The organism is uncultured Anaerovibrio sp. (assembly GCA_902786545.1).
Taxonomy (GTDB): Bacteria; Bacillota; Negativicutes; order Selenomonadales; family Selenomonadaceae; genus Anaerovibrio.
In genome coordinates, this window is record CADACU010000043.1 from 1 (window position 1) to 14,869 (window position 14,869).

18 protein-coding genes are annotated in these 14,869 nt (G+C 44.7%); all 18 read right to left on the reverse strand.

Annotated elements, in window-relative coordinates; genetic code table 11:
• The coding region (locus QZV24_RS08460) for a 1-deoxy-D-xylulose-5-phosphate synthase N-terminal domain-containing protein (protein ID WP_294522815.1) at window positions 1-935 on the reverse strand (935 nt) is incomplete at its 3' end.
• Window positions 936-961: 26 nt separating this feature from the next.
• Window positions 962-1,846, reverse strand: a complete 885-nt coding sequence (locus QZV24_RS08465; protein ID WP_294522818.1) for a polyprenyl synthetase family protein — start codon at window positions 1,844-1,846, stop codon at window positions 962-964.
• A gap of 3 nt (window positions 1,847-1,849) precedes the next feature.
• Window positions 1,850-2,092: an exodeoxyribonuclease VII small subunit gene (gene xseB / locus QZV24_RS08470; protein WP_290656548.1), complete on the reverse strand. Its 243-nt coding sequence runs from the start codon at window positions 2,090-2,092 to the stop codon at window positions 1,850-1,852.
• Between the two features lie 3 nt (window positions 2,093-2,095).
• The gene (gene xseA / locus QZV24_RS08475) at window positions 2,096-3,298 is read right to left on the reverse strand and encodes an exodeoxyribonuclease VII large subunit (RefSeq protein ID WP_294522821.1); all 1,203 of its coding nucleotides are present in this window, start codon (window positions 3,296-3,298) and stop codon (window positions 2,096-2,098) included.
• A gap of 66 nt (window positions 3,299-3,364) precedes the next feature.
• Window positions 3,365-3,799, reverse strand: a complete 435-nt coding sequence (nusB, locus tag QZV24_RS08480) for a transcription antitermination factor NusB (RefSeq protein WP_294522824.1) — start codon at window positions 3,797-3,799, stop codon at window positions 3,365-3,367.
• Window positions 3,800-3,847: 48 nt separating this feature from the next.
• A complete protein-coding gene (locus QZV24_RS08485) occupies window positions 3,848-4,108 on the reverse strand; it encodes a DUF2273 domain-containing protein (RefSeq protein ID WP_294522827.1) in 261 nt (86 codons plus the stop codon).
• Window positions 4,109-4,122: 14 nt separating this feature from the next.
• Window positions 4,123-4,695, reverse strand: a complete 573-nt coding sequence (amaP, locus tag QZV24_RS08490; protein WP_290656544.1) for an alkaline shock response membrane anchor protein AmaP — start codon at window positions 4,693-4,695, stop codon at window positions 4,123-4,125.
• A gap of 11 nt (window positions 4,696-4,706) precedes the next feature.
• Complete coding sequence (locus QZV24_RS08495; protein ID WP_290656543.1) at window positions 4,707-5,102, reverse strand: Asp23/Gls24 family envelope stress response protein; 396 nt, start codon at window positions 5,100-5,102, stop codon at window positions 4,707-4,709.
• Window positions 5,103-5,335: 233 nt separating this feature from the next.
• Window positions 5,336-5,893, reverse strand: coding sequence for an elongation factor P (gene efp, locus QZV24_RS08500; protein WP_294522832.1), 558 nt, complete (start codon window positions 5,891-5,893; stop codon window positions 5,336-5,338).
• A gap of 61 nt (window positions 5,894-5,954) precedes the next feature.
• Window positions 5,955-7,031 carry a Xaa-Pro peptidase family protein gene (locus tag QZV24_RS08505; RefSeq protein ID WP_294522835.1) on the reverse strand — a complete coding sequence of 359 codons (1,077 nt, stop codon included), beginning with the start codon at window positions 7,029-7,031 and terminating at the stop codon, window positions 5,955-5,957.
• Between the two features lie 15 nt (window positions 7,032-7,046).
• Window positions 7,047-7,493, reverse strand: a complete 447-nt coding sequence (gene aroQ, locus QZV24_RS08510; protein ID WP_294522838.1) for a type II 3-dehydroquinate dehydratase — start codon at window positions 7,491-7,493, stop codon at window positions 7,047-7,049.
• Between the two features lie 15 nt (window positions 7,494-7,508).
• Window positions 7,509-8,729 (reverse strand): U32 family peptidase, encoded by a 1,221-nt coding sequence (locus QZV24_RS08515; protein ID WP_294522840.1) that lies wholly within the window; start codon window positions 8,727-8,729, stop codon window positions 7,509-7,511.
• 6 nt (window positions 8,730-8,735) lie between these two features.
• Window positions 8,736-9,341, reverse strand: a complete 606-nt coding sequence (locus tag QZV24_RS08520; RefSeq protein WP_294522848.1) for an O-methyltransferase — start codon at window positions 9,339-9,341, stop codon at window positions 8,736-8,738.
• Complete coding sequence (gene mltG, locus QZV24_RS08525; protein ID WP_294522852.1) at window positions 9,341-10,441, reverse strand: endolytic transglycosylase MltG; 1,101 nt, start codon at window positions 10,439-10,441, stop codon at window positions 9,341-9,343. Before mltG ends, QZV24_RS08520 begins: the two co-directional genes overlap by 1 nt.
• 139 nt (window positions 10,442-10,580) lie before the next feature.
• Complete coding sequence (locus QZV24_RS08530) at window positions 10,581-10,898, reverse strand: DUF1292 domain-containing protein (protein WP_294522855.1); 318 nt, start codon at window positions 10,896-10,898, stop codon at window positions 10,581-10,583.
• Window positions 10,899-10,937: 39 nt separating this feature from the next.
• Window positions 10,938-11,351, reverse strand: coding sequence for a Holliday junction resolvase RuvX (gene ruvX, locus QZV24_RS08535; protein WP_294522858.1), 414 nt, complete (start codon window positions 11,349-11,351; stop codon window positions 10,938-10,940).
• Window positions 11,351-11,599, reverse strand: a complete 249-nt coding sequence (locus tag QZV24_RS08540) for an IreB family regulatory phosphoprotein (protein ID WP_290656533.1) — start codon at window positions 11,597-11,599, stop codon at window positions 11,351-11,353. The genes ruvX and QZV24_RS08540 overlap by 1 nt, the downstream gene beginning before the upstream one ends.
• Window positions 11,600-11,680: 81 nt before the next feature.
• Complete coding sequence (locus QZV24_RS08545; RefSeq protein WP_294522862.1) at window positions 11,681-14,659, reverse strand: ATP-binding protein; 2,979 nt, start codon at window positions 14,657-14,659, stop codon at window positions 11,681-11,683.
• Between the last annotated feature and the right edge of the window lie 210 nt (window positions 14,660-14,869).

A 14,869-nucleotide genomic window follows, 5' to 3' on the forward strand; every position in this document is an offset into this window, starting at 1 on the left:
GCCCCCGGCTTTTTGACCATTTCACCCGTTTCCCGGTTAAATTTACCAACACCGTGGAATTTATCCGGCTCATTTTCCGCAAAATCAAAGCCCTTGCCCTTGGTGGTCCGTACATGAATAAGCACCGGCCCTTCCAAATCCCGGGCCTTCTCAAAAACTTCCTTCATAAAAGGGATGTTATGGCCATCAATTGGCCCTACATAGGTATAGCCCAAAAATTCAAAGAGACTTCCCGGTGTCAACGCAGCATAAATACCGTCCTTTAATGAATCACCGGCCTTCCACAAGGTCTCACCAAAAGGCAGACTTTGCGTAATAAACTCCTGCAAATCCTTCTTGACTTTGTTGTATTGCGGATCAATACGAATACGGGCCAAATATTCCGACATGGCCCCAACATTCTTATCAATGGACATCTCGTTATCATTGAGAATAACTATGATGTTTTTTCCCATAGTGCCGGCATAATTCAAGCCTTCATATGCCTCGCCACCGGTAAAGGCTCCGTCACCGATTACGGCTATAACCTTGTGATTTTGTTTCAGCATATCCCGCTCGATGGCCATACCCACCGCCGCTGAAATTGAGGTGCTGGCATGACCGACCCCAAAGGCATCACAGGCTGATTCGGACATCTTCGGAAAACCGGTAATGCCCCCTTTGGTACGCAAAGTTTTAAATCTGTCCTTACGCCCGGTGAGGATTTTATGGGTATAGGCCTGATGGCCTACATCCCAGATGATTTTATCCCGCTCCGGATTAAAAATACTGTAAAGAGCCAAGGTCAAATCCACTGTACCTAAGCTCGGTGCCAAATGACCGCCATTGGCCGCACAGGTATCAATTATTTGATTTCTGATATCACCAGCCAGAGCCACCAGCTCATTAAAACCCAATTTTGCTACATCAGCCGGGCTGTTTATTCTGTCTAACATATTATGAAGCATCACTTAGCCCCTTATCATTTATCTCGATTTAACAGACTTTCCACCAATTCCCGCAGAAAAGCTGCTTTATCCCCAAACATATTCAGGGCATCTACCGCTTCATTAACGGCATCAGCCGCCATTTTCTTGGCTTCATCCAGGGATGTCAAAGTAACATAGGTTGATTTTTCGTTGCGCTCATCACTGCCTACTGGTTTACCAATAACAGCTTCATCTCCCACAACATCCAGAATATCATCCGTTATTTGAAAAGCCAGTCCAAAGCATTCAGCATATCTGGTCAGGGCAGCTAACTCCTCCGGATTAGCACCGGCCACAATAGCCCCACTTCGTATAGCCGCCCGGAAAAGCGCTCCCGTCTTGGCTCCGTGCATTTTCCGAAGGTCCTCTATGGTCATTGCCATTTGGTGGCCTTCAGCCTCCAGGTCGATTGACTGACCGCCTCCCATTCCATTTGGACCAGCTCCAATGGCGACCTCCCGGACCACCTGTACCAAGACCTCCGCTGGCACATTATCCTGACGAAGAATCACCTCAAACGCCTGAGTCAACAAAGCATCTCCGGCCAATACAGCCATTCCCTCACCAAAAACCTTATGGTTAGTCAGCTTGCCCCGACGATAATCATCATTATCCATAGCCGGCAGATCATCATGGATAAGGGAGTATGTATGAATCATTTCCAGCGCACAGGCAATATGGATATAGTCCGTCCCCGTAGCCCCGATGGCATCCGCGGCTGCCATCACCAGGATAGGACGAAGACGCTTTCCTCCAGCCGTAAGACTGTATTTCATAGCCTCACAAAGTCTTGGGTCAAGGGCTTTGTCTTCCTGCAGTTCCTCAACCAGAGCCTTTTCAATTATTTTTTTCCGCTCGTTCCACTGTGTCTTGTCCATTGATTAAATTCCTCCCTCAAGGTCCAGCGGCTCCGTTAAAACATCACCATTATTTTCCCGGAGAATTACATCCATCTGGTCTTCAGCTGTTTTCAGCTCATCCAGACATTTCTTGGATAGCTCCATCCCTAGGGTATATTCCTCCATAATCTCCTTCAGGCTGGATTGCCCACTTTCAAGTTTATCAACAATTTTTTCCAAATTAGCCAAATTTTCTTCAAAGGATGGTTCCTTCTTCCGTGCCACGGCTTATTCCTCCTTTATAGACTTCACCTGGGCCTCGAATTCGCCGCCCTTTATCTTAATGCAATACACATCATCTATTTTTACATCACCGATATGACTTAAAATAGCCCCATCGCTGTTATATACAATACCATATCCCCGCCGGATAACCCCCATAGGGTTTATCAACTCCAGCTTTTCCATATTATGCAGCAGTCCCTGTTTTTTGTCCTTTATCAGCTGTCTAGCCAACTGATTCAATTTATTTGCCAGGGTTTCGATTTTGACAATTCTTGATTCCAGCATTTTTTCCGGCTGAGTGAAAACAAAACTCCGGCCTAGAGCCTCCACGCTCTGCCGTTTCTCCTTAATAGCCGCCATAGCTCCCAAAGCCAGCCGCACTTTTATGGACTTTATCCGCTGAGTCACATCACCTATATCCGGAACAGCCAGCTCTGCTGCCTGGGATGGCGTAGCCGCCCGTACATCAGCCACAAAATCGGCCAGCGTAAAATCAGTTTCGTGCCCCACTGCTGATATTACCGGAATTTTAGATCTAAAAATAGCCCGGACCACGGCTTCCTCATTGAAGGACCACAAATCCTCCATAGAACCACCGCCACGGCCCACAATAAGCACATCCACCGGATATTTTTTGTTGAAAAAATCTATGCCTGCTGCAATCTGCTGCTCTGCTCCGACGCCCTGTACCTGTACCGGAAACAGTGCCAGCTTTATGGACGGCAGCCGTCGTTTTGCAACCCGATATATATCCCGCAGTACAGCACCTGTCGGTGAGGTGACAATCCCAATGGTCTTGGGAAATGACGGCAAGGGTTGCTTATATTCATCATCAAACAGGCCCTCCTGTCCCAGCTTTTCCTTCAACTGTTCAAAAGCCAGAGCCAGTTCCCCAACACCATCCGGCTGCATTCTGGTCACATAGCATTGATATTTGCCATCCCGCTCATAGACCTCAATACTGCCGGTGGCCAACACCTGCATATCATTTTCCGGCCTAAAACGCAGCCGCTCGGCATAACTGCGCCAAATAACACATTTAAGAATAGACTCCTTATCCTTTAGGTCAAAATAACAATGACCGGAGGCATACTGCTTAAAATTGGAAATCTCGCCCCGAATAGTGACATTGTGCAAATGAAGGTCATTTTTTAAAAGACCGGCAATATATTTTGTTATCTCAGATACACTTCTGATTACTGCCATAATGTCACCATCCATAAAATAGACAAAACGCAATAAGAGGGCCGCACCATAAATGCGGCCCAAAGATTACGCACGGGCTATTGCTCCCAAAATACCATTTACAAACCGGCTGGACTCATCAGTACCAAATTTCTTGGCCAGCTCTACAGCCTCATTTATAACGATATTCGGGGTCAGTTTTTCTTCACCAAATTTCAGCTCATATACAGCCAGGCGGGTAATGTTTCTGTCCACACCGGCCATTCGCTGCAGCTTCCATTCCTTTGAATTTTCCGAAATGATACTGTCAATTTCATCACGATTATCTTCTGTACCATTTACCAATTCCACCAGGAAGGCCATATCCTTTTTGCCCAGCTTTTCATCATCATCCATTGCAGCTACGGCAACATCAATGGCAGCCTGTCTTGCTTCGGCCACCTCGGCCCCCTTTTCCACCGGATTCATATCCAGCTGGAACAAGGTCTGAAGTGCAACTTCACGAGCTCGTCTACGACTCATATATTAATTCCTCGATTCCTACAAATAATCATATAATTCCACAAATAATCAACGCCACCGGTGAATATTGTTGGGAAACGAATCCCGTACATTGTCGATAAAGCTTCCACCCTTATCCACATTTCGCCCGATGAAACAGCCTAATCCGGCACAAACTGCAACGAAGAATACGCTCCAAAAACCAAACAGAAGAATTCCCACTGCAAAGATTATACCAACCAAAACTCCCAGAATTGTGCCTGGCTTTCTTTCCCATTGGGTACGCAAACCGCCAAGCAGGGCTTCCTTAAAGCTTTTCTCGTCTTCCATTAAGGCACCACCTATCACTTCAACCGTCTCTTCTTGACGACAACTCCGCTCACAATCTCCAAAACAGATACTGCTACTTCAAAATTATTTATGCAGGCAATTTCTGTCAAATACTTGCCAGCCAGAGTCCGCAATTCATCGGAAATAGCCGCTATACTGCGCTCCTGACCAACATTTATCCTGATGTCCAGCCGCAGATAATCACCCTTTTCCTCACTGTGCTCCAACACGCACTTTACCTTGGCTTCCCGTACTCCACGAACATTGGACGAAATACGCTCCACCATTTCCTTTATGGCGTTAAGAGAGACATTGACATCCCCTACTTCACCGTGTACAAGCACAATATCCCCACTGGTGGTTTCAGTTTTTCGCTTACCGGCAAATGCGCAAAACAGCAAATGTACGCTTAACAGGAATACCACGCCGGCAATTGCCCCAGTCTGCCACTGGTGAACTGCATACTGATATTCATTCAGCAAAACCCGCTCCGGTATCACATTGAACACCAGAAGAATTACCCCCAGGCTCACAATACCGAAGAAAAGGGTATAAAAAAACAGCAGGACTCTATTGATAAATCCCATTACACAGCCCCCTAGCGAATTTTTCTCTCTTCATCCTTTTTTTCGTCATCGCCAAAGTCAATTCCCTGAACATATACATTGACTTCCACCACAGTAAGGCCGGTAAATTCCTCAATCTGCCGCTTAACATTTTCTTGAACGCTTATAGCCACCTCAGGAATACGCTCACCATATTTTACAATTATGTAAAGGTCAACTCTGGCCTCAGTTTCGCCCACTTCAACCTTAACGCCCTTGGACATATAATTACGGCCCAACAGCTCAGCAATACCCTCAACCAGGCCGCCACTCATACCGGCTATGCCATCGATTTCAGTAGCCGCCATTCCGGCAATCATACTTACAACTTCATCACCAATACGAACAGAGCCCATACCGTCTTCAATCTTAATCACATCATTAGCCATTTTTTGACCCCCCTATTCAATATTTATATACAATATCACTCGTTTACCATTATACCAAACATATAATTCTTATTCAAGAATTGTGCATAATATGTATACTCAAAATAAAAAAACCTGTCGGACAGAGGCCAACAGGTTTTAGAGTATTCACAATTTACCCTGCACTAACGGGTACTTTATTCGACTACATTCAGCCGAAGCTTAAAGCTCCAACTGAGTAATTATCATTTTACTTATGCACGCTCAATGTATGCACCGGTACGGGTATCAATGCGGAGTACATCGCCCTCCTCAATGAACAGAGGAACGCGAACAGTATAGCCGGTCTCAACAGTAGCCATCTTGGTAGCACCAGTAGCAGTGTTGCCCTTTACACTTGGCTCACACTCAGTAACCTTCAGCTCAACAGAGTTAGGGAGAGTTACACCGATTACCCGGCCCTTAAAGGACTGAATAGACACCTCCATATTCTCCTGGAGATAATTCAAAGCATCACCCAGCTGTTCCTTGTTCAGCTCAGTCTGCTCATAAGTCTCATTGTCCATAAAGGTGTACATTCCGTCAGTCTCGTAGAGATAAGCCATACGGGCAGTATCCAGACGAGCCTGTGGCATTTTTTCATTTGGGTTGAAGGTACGCTCTACCACTGCACCAGTCTCAATGTTCTTGATCTTGGTCCGAACGAAGGCAGCACCCTTGCCTGGCTTTACATGCTGGAACTCAACAACCTGCCATACGCCACCATCGATTTCGATAGTTAAACCTGTACGGAAATCTGTACTTGTAATCATTAGAAAAACCCTCCAATTTTTAAATAGAAAATTATTTTTTAATTTATATACCACAGACAAATCATACCGAGATTTCAATCAATTCCTTCGGTGAAGCAGTCAAAACTTCCTTTGATTTATCCGTTATCAGCACTGTATCTTCTATGCGGACACCGCCCCAATCTGGTATGTATACCCCTGGCTCAACGGTGACCAGCATGTTGGTCTGGAGATTAGTACACTGACTTTTAGGTGACAAGCTGGGAGACTCATGGATTTCCAAACCAAGACTGTGGCCCAGTCCGTGGCCAAAATATTTTCCATATCCCCGTTTGTCAAGGTATTTTCTTACCTCAAGATCCACCTCTTTACCAGATACTCCCGGCTTTACCAAGGATACCCCCATAAGCTGAGCCTTCAAGACAGCATCATAAACATCCCGCTGCTTGTCATCAGCCCGGCCTACACACACGGTACGGGTCATATCAGAATGATACCCTTTGTAAACAGCACCGTAGTCCATTGTAACAAATTCACCATAATTTATCAACTTTTCTGTTGCAGTTCCGTGGGGCAGGCTTCCCCGCTGGCCGGAGGCCACTATTGTGGCAAAGGCTAGTCGCATGGAGCCAAGGGACCGCATCACATTTTCCAGTCGGGCAGCCACATCATTTTCGCTTATCCCCGGTTTAATATAGCCCAAAATATCATCAAAAGCCTGATCACTGATGGCCATGGCTTTTTTTATGCAGTCAATTTCTGCCTGCTCCTTCACCTGCCGAAGCGAATCCAACTGTACCGATTCCATATGAACTTCATCCGACAAATTTTTCTTTATATGGCTGAACCAGTCCCATACCAGAGCATTACCTTCAAACCCCAGTCTGGCAATTCCCATAATCCTTATAGTGTCAGCAACCTTGCTCAAAAGCCCATTTTCTTGTTTAACCAGACGAAAATCCGGTGCCTCCGCTGCTGATTGCTCAACATATCGAAAATCAGTAACCAAAACAGCATCGTTTTGAGAAATAACCAGCATGGTATCATCACCGGTAAATCCGCTGAAATAAAACACATTTTCCAGCTTGTTGACGATTATGCCCTCCAGCTTCTTTTCCCGCAGAAAATCCCGCAGGGTATTTATCCTGTCTTTAACCATTTATAAACACCTGCTTTAACTCTTCCCCTTGATTTTTTTCAATGCCACAGCCATGGCCGCATAGTAACTATCAATGCCAAACCCAAGTATCTGTCCCATTACTACCGGAGCAATAACGGAATTATGCCGGAACTCCTCTCTGGTATGCACATTGGATATATGCACCTCGATAACCGGAACCTGGATAGCTGCAATGGCATCCCGTATAGCAATACTGTAATGGGTGTAGGCTGCTGCATTTAAAATGATAAAATCAACCCCATCCATTTGGGCCTGCTGCAGAGCATCCACCAAAGCGCCCTCATGGTTTGACTGGAAAAAATCCGTCTCTACCCCTTGGGCCGCCGCCTGCTTCTGCAGCATATCATTGATATCTGACAGCGTTTCATAACCATAAATATCCGGTTCCCGCCGGCCAAGTAAATTCAGATTTGGACCGTGCATCACTAGTACCTTAGCCATATCATAAAACTCCTTCTATACATCTCTGCGCAAAATTGCATATGGTTCAACCGGATGGGCCATTTTCATTCTCACTATCTGCTGAGGGTGTGGTGCCACCTCAATGGCCTCTCCTTCATCATTGTACATCTCCGCCAAGGTCATCCGGTAGCCTGGCAAATTCGGTTGAAAAACCTCGATTTCCTGCCCAAGCTTCATATTGTTCCGTTGCTCCACTGTAGCGTATCCGGTTACCTCGTCATAAGCCAACACCAGTCCCACAAAATCCGAAGTCTGTTCGTAGGAGCTGCTGCCGTAAATCTGGTCATCAGCTGTTGGTTTATTGTAATAAAAGCCGGTGGTGTACTGGCGATGGGAAACCTTCCCCAGCTCATCAATCCACTCCTGTTTTAATTGAAAATCAACCGGCGACTGACAATAACTGTCAATAGCCGCCCGATAGGCTTTGACAATGCTGGCAACATAGTGAACACTTTTCATCCTGCCCTCTATTTTCAGGCTGTCCACGCCACTTTCAATAACATCAGGCAAATGGGGCAGCAAGCACATATCCTTGGAATTAAATATGTAGGTCCCCCGTTCGTCCTCCTCCACCGGAAAAAACTGTCCAGGACGCTTTTCTTCCACCAGGGAATACTTCCAACGACACGGCTGGGCACAGCTGCCCCGGTTGGAATCCCGTCCGGTCATATAGTTACTCATAAGGCAGCGACCGGAATAGGATATGCACATGGCACCGTGAACGAACATTTCCAGCTCTACATCACATTTTTCCCTGATAGTCCGAATCTCCCCCAGGGACATTTCCCGGGCCAAAACCACCCGGGCAGCCCCCATATCCTTCCAGGCGTTTACACTCACCCAGTTGGTGTTATTGGCTTGGGTACTGATATGAATCTCCACATCCGGAGCATATTGTCTGGCAAAGGAAAAAACGCCCAAATCAGCCACCAACAAGGCATCCACCTTTATATCATTAAGAAATGCCAGATATTCCGGCAATTTCTCCATATCACTGTTATGGGGGTAAATATTGACCGTCACATAGACCTTTTTATTCAGTCCATGGGCAAAATCCACTGCTTCCTTTAGCTCATCATTATCAAAATTTCCGCCAAAGGCCCGTAAGCCAAAGGCCTTTCCTCCAAGATAAACTGCATCAGCACCATAAATAAGCGCCATTTTCAGCTTTTCCATATTTCCGGCCGGTGCCAGCAGCTCTGGTTTCTTTATCATTTATTATTACTCCTTTGGCAGACGCTGGCTTACCGCCAAACCGTCACCATCTTCCCGTATCACAGTTGCAAATTCATTGCTTTTTGTAACCAAATCAATGTATTCCCGCAGCCGTTTCACAATGGTCTTAAATCGACGGGGATACTCCACCTTCCCCATTACATAGCCCCGAAACAGCACATTGTCCGCCACCACAGTGGCCTTCTCGGTCAGCAATGGATATATTTTGCGGAAATAGTCCGGATATTGCCCTTTGGCTGCATCAATAAATACAAAATCATACTTCCCTGCCAGCTTTTGTATATTTTCTCCGGCATCACCAATATGAATTCGGATTCTGTCACTATATGGCGAACGGGAAATATACTCCCTGGCCAAAGCCGCCCGTTCCTCAGACAGCTCCAAGGTATCAATTTCCACATCTGTCGCTGCTTCCTTGGCCATAAGCAAGGCCGAATAGCCAATGGCAGTGCCGATTTCCAATATCCGATGCGGCTTTTTTTTCCGCACCGTTGCCAAAAGAACCGGCAACCCCTGTTCATTTATAATAGGAACCCTGTTTATCCGCCCGTAAGCTTCCATTTCCTCTAAAAGTGCAGAAAAATCTTCCATTAACGAACCTGTGCCACCTTTGTCATATGTTCATCATAGGTATTTGTAAAATAGGTGTTACCGTTACGATCAGCCACAAAATACAAATAATCCGTATCAGCCGGCTCCAAAGCTGCCTTCAAAGACCGCAGTCCAGGATTGGCAATAGGTCCTGGTGGCAGACCATAATTCTGGTAGGTATTGTACGGTGAGGCCAGTTTGGTATCCTCCACCGACAAATCTTCCTTCGGCGTGCCCAATATATACTGAATGGTTGCACAACTTTGCAGAGGCATGCTGATAGCCACCCGTTTCCAGAAAATCTGGGAAATCAACGGCAGGTCCGTTTCATACAGGGCCTCCTTTTCAATCAGGGATGCCATGGTTACCAAATCATAAACAGAAATATTTTTGGCTGCCGCCTTACTTCTCATCTCCGGCGTCAACTTGTTATCAAATTCATCAATCATCCGCCGCATAATATCCTCGGCAGTAGCATCACTGCTAAATTCGTAGGTGTCAGGAAACAAAAAGCCCTCCACCCGATAGCTGGTTTCCGAATGTTTTTCCATATAATCATACGGCGCATAATTCTTGGCCAGCTGCAGGAATTCATCCTTATCACATATTCCCTTTTCATCCAGTCTATTGGCTATTTCCTTTACATTATAGCCCTCCGGAATGGTTACCCACAGAGACGCCGACTTGCCATTCATCAATATGGAAATGGCATCACCGGTACTCATATTTTTGTTCATGGCAAAAGTACCGGCCCTGAATTTAGCGTCAGCTCCATTCAGCTTGCTGGCCAACCAAAACTTTGTGGTCGAAGAAACAACACCTTTTTCCACCAGCATTTTCCCAATGGCATCCGATCCCATGCCCGGCACCACCCGAACATAAATTACTTCCTTGTTCTTGTCCACTGCCACATTACTGGAAGATCTAAAACTAAAGAATACCCCGACAAAAATAAAAATCATCACAATTAAAGCCACAACTGAGCCTATCATAATGTTCCGCTTTTTTCTGTTTATTTCTTCCGCACTGGCCTTGGCATCATACGATATGCTTTTTTCTATGAAGTTCTTTAAGGTATCAACGATACTTTTAAAGTCCAATAATCTCACCTCGTAGTTATAGAAACTGATATTTGAAATTCATCAGTAAAGTTACCCGTGTATTATATCACATCTGCAAAAAAATGGGAAAAATAAAAGGAACGATTGCCGACAGCAACCGTTCCCGAATAGTAGTAAACTATTCAGCTTCCATCTCATCACAAATCCGGTTATATTCTTCTACAACCCGATCGAACTCCTCCTCAGGGAAATCAACAATATATACATCTTCCCCATCTTCGTCCTTGGTGATTTTGGCAATGGTCACATTTTCTTCCTCATCAAAATCCTCATCACCTTCAGTATTCAACCCGACCAAAAGAGCATATTCCTCACCGTTCATCGGAATACGCATCTCCTCGGCAAAATGACGCTCGTTGCCGGCCTCATCCGTAAAGGTAACAATTATTGGTTCATAGTCCATCATTTCTTCATCCATATGTTTATTATCTGCCATGTTCTTTCTCCTTTAAAATCCCTTACAATTAAACAAGTCTCATTTGCTGTCCAGCCAGCCCTGCAAAATAAATACCGCCGCCATTTTATCAATGACCTTTTTCCGCTTCTTGCGGCTCACATCCGCCTCAATCAATGAACGGGTAGCCGCCACAGTGGACAGGCGTTCGTCCCAAAGAACAATATCTGCCTCCGGAATTCCCTTCCTTACCTCGTCACAAAATTCATTGACAAATTCACAACGAGGTCCCTCTGTCCCATTCATATTACGGGGATAACCTACTATAAATTTAGTAGTTTCGTACTGTACCGTTAGTTCCTTCAGCCGGTCGATATCCGCCTCCATAGTGGAGCGACGAATAGTTTCCACGCCCTGTGCTGTCATTCCTAACAGGTCACTGACCGCAATCCCAATGGTTCTGTCCCCAACATCAAGTCCTAAAGCCCTTTCCATCAATTCTTCTCCAAATAGGACCGGATAAGTTCCTCTAAAATCTCATCCCGTTCCAGAGTACGGATTTTCTTACGAGCATCCTCAAAGCTGGTAACATAGGTCGGGTCACCGGAAAGCAGATAACCTACCAGCTGATTGATTGGATTATAGCCCTTCTTTTCCATTGAGGAACAGGTACTGCGAATAATATTTTCAGCTTTATTCTCATCCGCCCCAAAGCGGAACATCATGGTTTCTTCCGTTACCATAATCACACCTCCAAAATCTTTCAAACCTTACCTGTCTATAATACCATAAGAAAATGAAAAAAAACAGTAAAGGGTATATATCTATTTCAATATATCCTGTAAAGTCTTAAAGATCTTATCTATATCGATTGGTTTGGCCAAATGAGCATTCATCCCCATCTCAAAGGCCTTCTGCTGGTCTTCCTTAAAGGCATTGGCTGTCATGGCAACGATAGGAACATTAGCCTTGGCCTTATCTTCCATGCACCGTATCCGCTGGGTAGCCCCATAGCCATCCAGATTTGGCATCTGTATATCCATGAGAATCATATCATAATAACCTGCTTCATTTTTCAGCAGCATGTCAATACACTCTATACCATCTTTGGCCCGCTCCACTGTAAAGCCACTATCCTCCAATATGGTCGTGGATATTTCCGCATTAAGCTCATTATCTTCCGCCATAAGAATCCGCTTGCCACTGAAATCAAAATCATCAGACTGTTTTGTATTATCGGTTACCACCGAAGGAGCTTCACCAATCCGATGTGGAATGCTGAAAATAATTTCCGTTCCTTCACCCAGTTTACTGTTTATTTTGATTGTTCCACCCATCATATCAATGATGTGTTTAACAATGGCCATACCAAGGCCAGTACCCTGAATACCGCTTTGAGAGGTGTTCCGGGCCCTGGAAAATTGTTCGTAAATCTTGCTTACAAATTCCTCGGACATACCGATACCGGTATCCCGCACCGTAAATTCAATAAGACATTCACCAGCCTTGCTACCTTCCAATTCCCTGACACCAACAAAGATGCTGCCACCGTCATGAGTATATTTCACAGAATTGCTGATGATATTCATTATGATTTCCGACATATGGGTACGGTCTATATATAAAAACTGATGCTTAATAACATATGAACAATCAAATTTCAAATTTTTCTTCTTCAGCTCCCCTTCAAACACGGTAAGGCAGGAATTAAACAGCTCTATGGCATTTATCAGTTCCTCATCAATAACCAGTTTTTTGCTTTCAATACGAGACATTTCCAAAACATTGTTCAGAATATCCAGCAGCTGGGTACTGGCCATTTTAATTTTTTTACGGTATTCCCGGTTTTTTTCTTTATTATCCGGGTCACGATCTTCCAGCTCAGTAAACCCAATTATTGCATTAAGCGGCGTTCTGATGTCATGACTCATATTGAACAAAAAAGTAGTCTTGGCATTATTGGCCTTTTCTGCTGCTTCCCTGGCCTTGGTGAGTTCAGTATGCTGCTCCTGAAGCTCTTTATTCAGCTTTTTGGTCTCCGACAGCTGCAGTGCCCGTTCTACCGAAATCTCCTCCAGCAGGGCCTGCTGATCCTGCAATTCCCTGTTCAAATTTGAAACCTCATTTACCTTATCGGCCAGTTCAGCCCGTTGCTGCTCTGTTTCCTGAAGGTGCTCGCGGTTTTTCTTATTTTCACGGGAAATAAACAATATGACCAGCAGGAAAATGGTGATTAAGGCGATTATCGGAATCCAAATATTCTTTCTGAAGAAGTCCAGCGTAGTGATTTCGTGCTTTGGCATATAGTTGTAAACATGGGTAAGAGCAAATTCTTTATCCATCAGCCCCAGACCGTGGTCTATAACCTGCATCACTTCAACATTGGAATTAAGCACAGCAAACCCCAGGGCAACATCATTGGTTAACTGCGCCATATTTAAATCCTTGTATTCTTCTTTTCCCCGCAGAAGATATTCCGTTCTGATGTCACTGACGATAACAGCATCGGCCTTTCCCTGCTTAACTGCATCCATACAATCATAAATATCAGTACAATATATAACCTCATTATTTGGATAATATATGGTTCTATAATCCTCCATTGTCCCCCGGCGTTTGGAGACAGCCAATTTGGCTTTGGTCATATCAGGATATTCTCCAACATACAGGAGGTTAAAATATGAACTGACAACCGGTACACTTGGAACCAGCTCATGCATCTCAGCCACCCAATAATTGGACAGGGTCGGGAATATAACATCAACCTCCCTCTGGTGCAAGGCTTCATTTAGCTCCAGAGCTGTATCATATCCCTTGTATTCCACATTTATGGAAACACCTAATGACTTAAAAATTTCCGGAACAATGTCCGTAATTACACCAGTTACATTCCCATCCTCATCCTTGCCGCAATATGGCATATAATCGTTCAAATATCCCACTGTAATGGTCTTGTGCTCCGCCAGCCATTTCTTTTCCCCCGGGGACATAATGGTGGTAAAAGAAGTCCGTTTAAACCACTTTCTGGCCAAATCACTGATAAACTGCGGATTTTCCTGATATAACCGATGCTGGGCCTGATTAAGATCATCCAAAATATCTGGGCGTGCCTTATTGACCACCATATAAAAGTCCGTCCCACCAGCCTCAAGGCAAACCTCAATCCCCTGATTTTGGAAAGCATTATACCCCTCGGCAATCATTACATCGATATAACCTTTTTTGAGGGCATTATCCCTTTCCTTAATATCGGTGTACAGAACAACCTCTGCCTCAAGATTATTAGCCACCAAAAACTTTTCCACAACCTTCACCTGAGCTCCGGTAAGCGTCCCAATCCGTTTACCATTAAGTGAAGCCGGATCCGAGGTAATATAATCATTGGAAGACCGTTTAAAGAACAAATATTGACTCGCTCCCATTGGTTCCTTCGGATAATTCAAAACAGCGACCCGGTCCGGGGTATAGGCCAGCCCCCCCAAGAGGTCAATTTCCCCCTTTAAAAGCTTGTCATACAGTTCCCCATATGACCCATATACATATTCATACTTCCAGTTGGTCAATAACTTGAGGCGCTGCAAATAGTCATATCCATAACCACTTTTTACTTTATTGGCATCGGCACCTGCCTGAAACCCCTCCTCTTCAAAATATCCCACATGGACTACCTTCTCCACATAGGCCTCCGCTGGCATTACAGGCATAATTTTCGATACACCAAAAAGAATTGCCAGCATTGCCAACAGACAAAAGCTTGTCTTTATGTTAAAAAATTTCAAATACTTTCTGTGTCCGCACCGCATGCTTGACACCTCCCGCAGAAATTTTTAATTACACATACTCTATTTTTCGTATTCTTCATAAATGACTCTAAATCCTTTCTAACAAAAGAGTTTTTTATAGAAATTTATCCCCCTTGACCAGGTGGAGTATAATATCATAAGTGACGAAATGAAATTTATCGGAGGAATTATGATTACCAAAGAATTGATTGAAGAAATAAATACTCTGGC

Excerpts from the sequence above, each read along its gene's own strand:
- QZV24_RS08540 (WP_290656533.1), bottom strand. The coding sequence starts at position 11,599 with ATGGTAACGGAAGAAACCATGATGTTCCGCTTTGGGGCGGATGAGAAT.
- QZV24_RS08545 (WP_294522862.1), bottom strand. The coding sequence starts at position 14,659 with ATGCGGTGCGGACACAGAAAGTATTTGAAATTTTTTAACATAAAGACA.
- QZV24_RS08465 (WP_294522818.1), bottom strand. The coding sequence starts at position 1,846 with ATGGACAAGACACAGTGGAACGAGCGGAAAAAAATAATTGAAAAGGCT.
- efp (WP_294522832.1), bottom strand. The coding sequence starts at position 5,893 with ATGATTACAAGTACAGATTTCCGTACAGGTTTAACTATCGAAATCGAT.
- QZV24_RS08495 (WP_290656543.1), bottom strand. The coding sequence starts at position 5,102 with ATGGCTAATGATGTGATTAAGATTGAAGACGGTATGGGCTCTGTTCGT.
- QZV24_RS08530 (WP_294522855.1), bottom strand. The coding sequence starts at position 10,898 with ATGGCAGATAATAAACATATGGATGAAGAAATGATGGACTATGAACCA.
- QZV24_RS08505 (WP_294522835.1), bottom strand. The coding sequence starts at position 7,031 with ATGGTTAAAGACAGGATAAATACCCTGCGGGATTTTCTGCGGGAAAAG.
- aroQ (WP_294522838.1), bottom strand. The coding sequence starts at position 7,493 with ATGGCTAAGGTACTAGTGATGCACGGTCCAAATCTGAATTTACTTGGC.
- nusB (WP_294522824.1), bottom strand. The coding sequence starts at position 3,799 with ATGAGTCGTAGACGAGCTCGTGAAGTTGCACTTCAGACCTTGTTCCAG.
- ruvX (WP_294522858.1), bottom strand. The coding sequence starts at position 11,351 with ATGGAAAGGGCTTTAGGACTTGATGTTGGGGACAGAACCATTGGGATT.
- QZV24_RS08485 (WP_294522827.1), bottom strand. The coding sequence starts at position 4,108 with ATGGAAGACGAGAAAAGCTTTAAGGAAGCCCTGCTTGGCGGTTTGCGT.
- amaP (WP_290656544.1), bottom strand. The coding sequence starts at position 4,695 with ATGGGATTTATCAATAGAGTCCTGCTGTTTTTTTATACCCTTTTCTTC.
- xseA (WP_294522821.1), bottom strand. The coding sequence starts at position 3,298 with ATGGCAGTAATCAGAAGTGTATCTGAGATAACAAAATATATTGCCGGT.
- QZV24_RS08520 (WP_294522848.1), bottom strand. The coding sequence starts at position 9,341 with ATGGAAGATTTTTCTGCACTTTTAGAGGAAATGGAAGCTTACGGGCGG.
- QZV24_RS08515 (WP_294522840.1), bottom strand. The coding sequence starts at position 8,729 with ATGATAAAGAAACCAGAGCTGCTGGCACCGGCCGGAAATATGGAAAAG.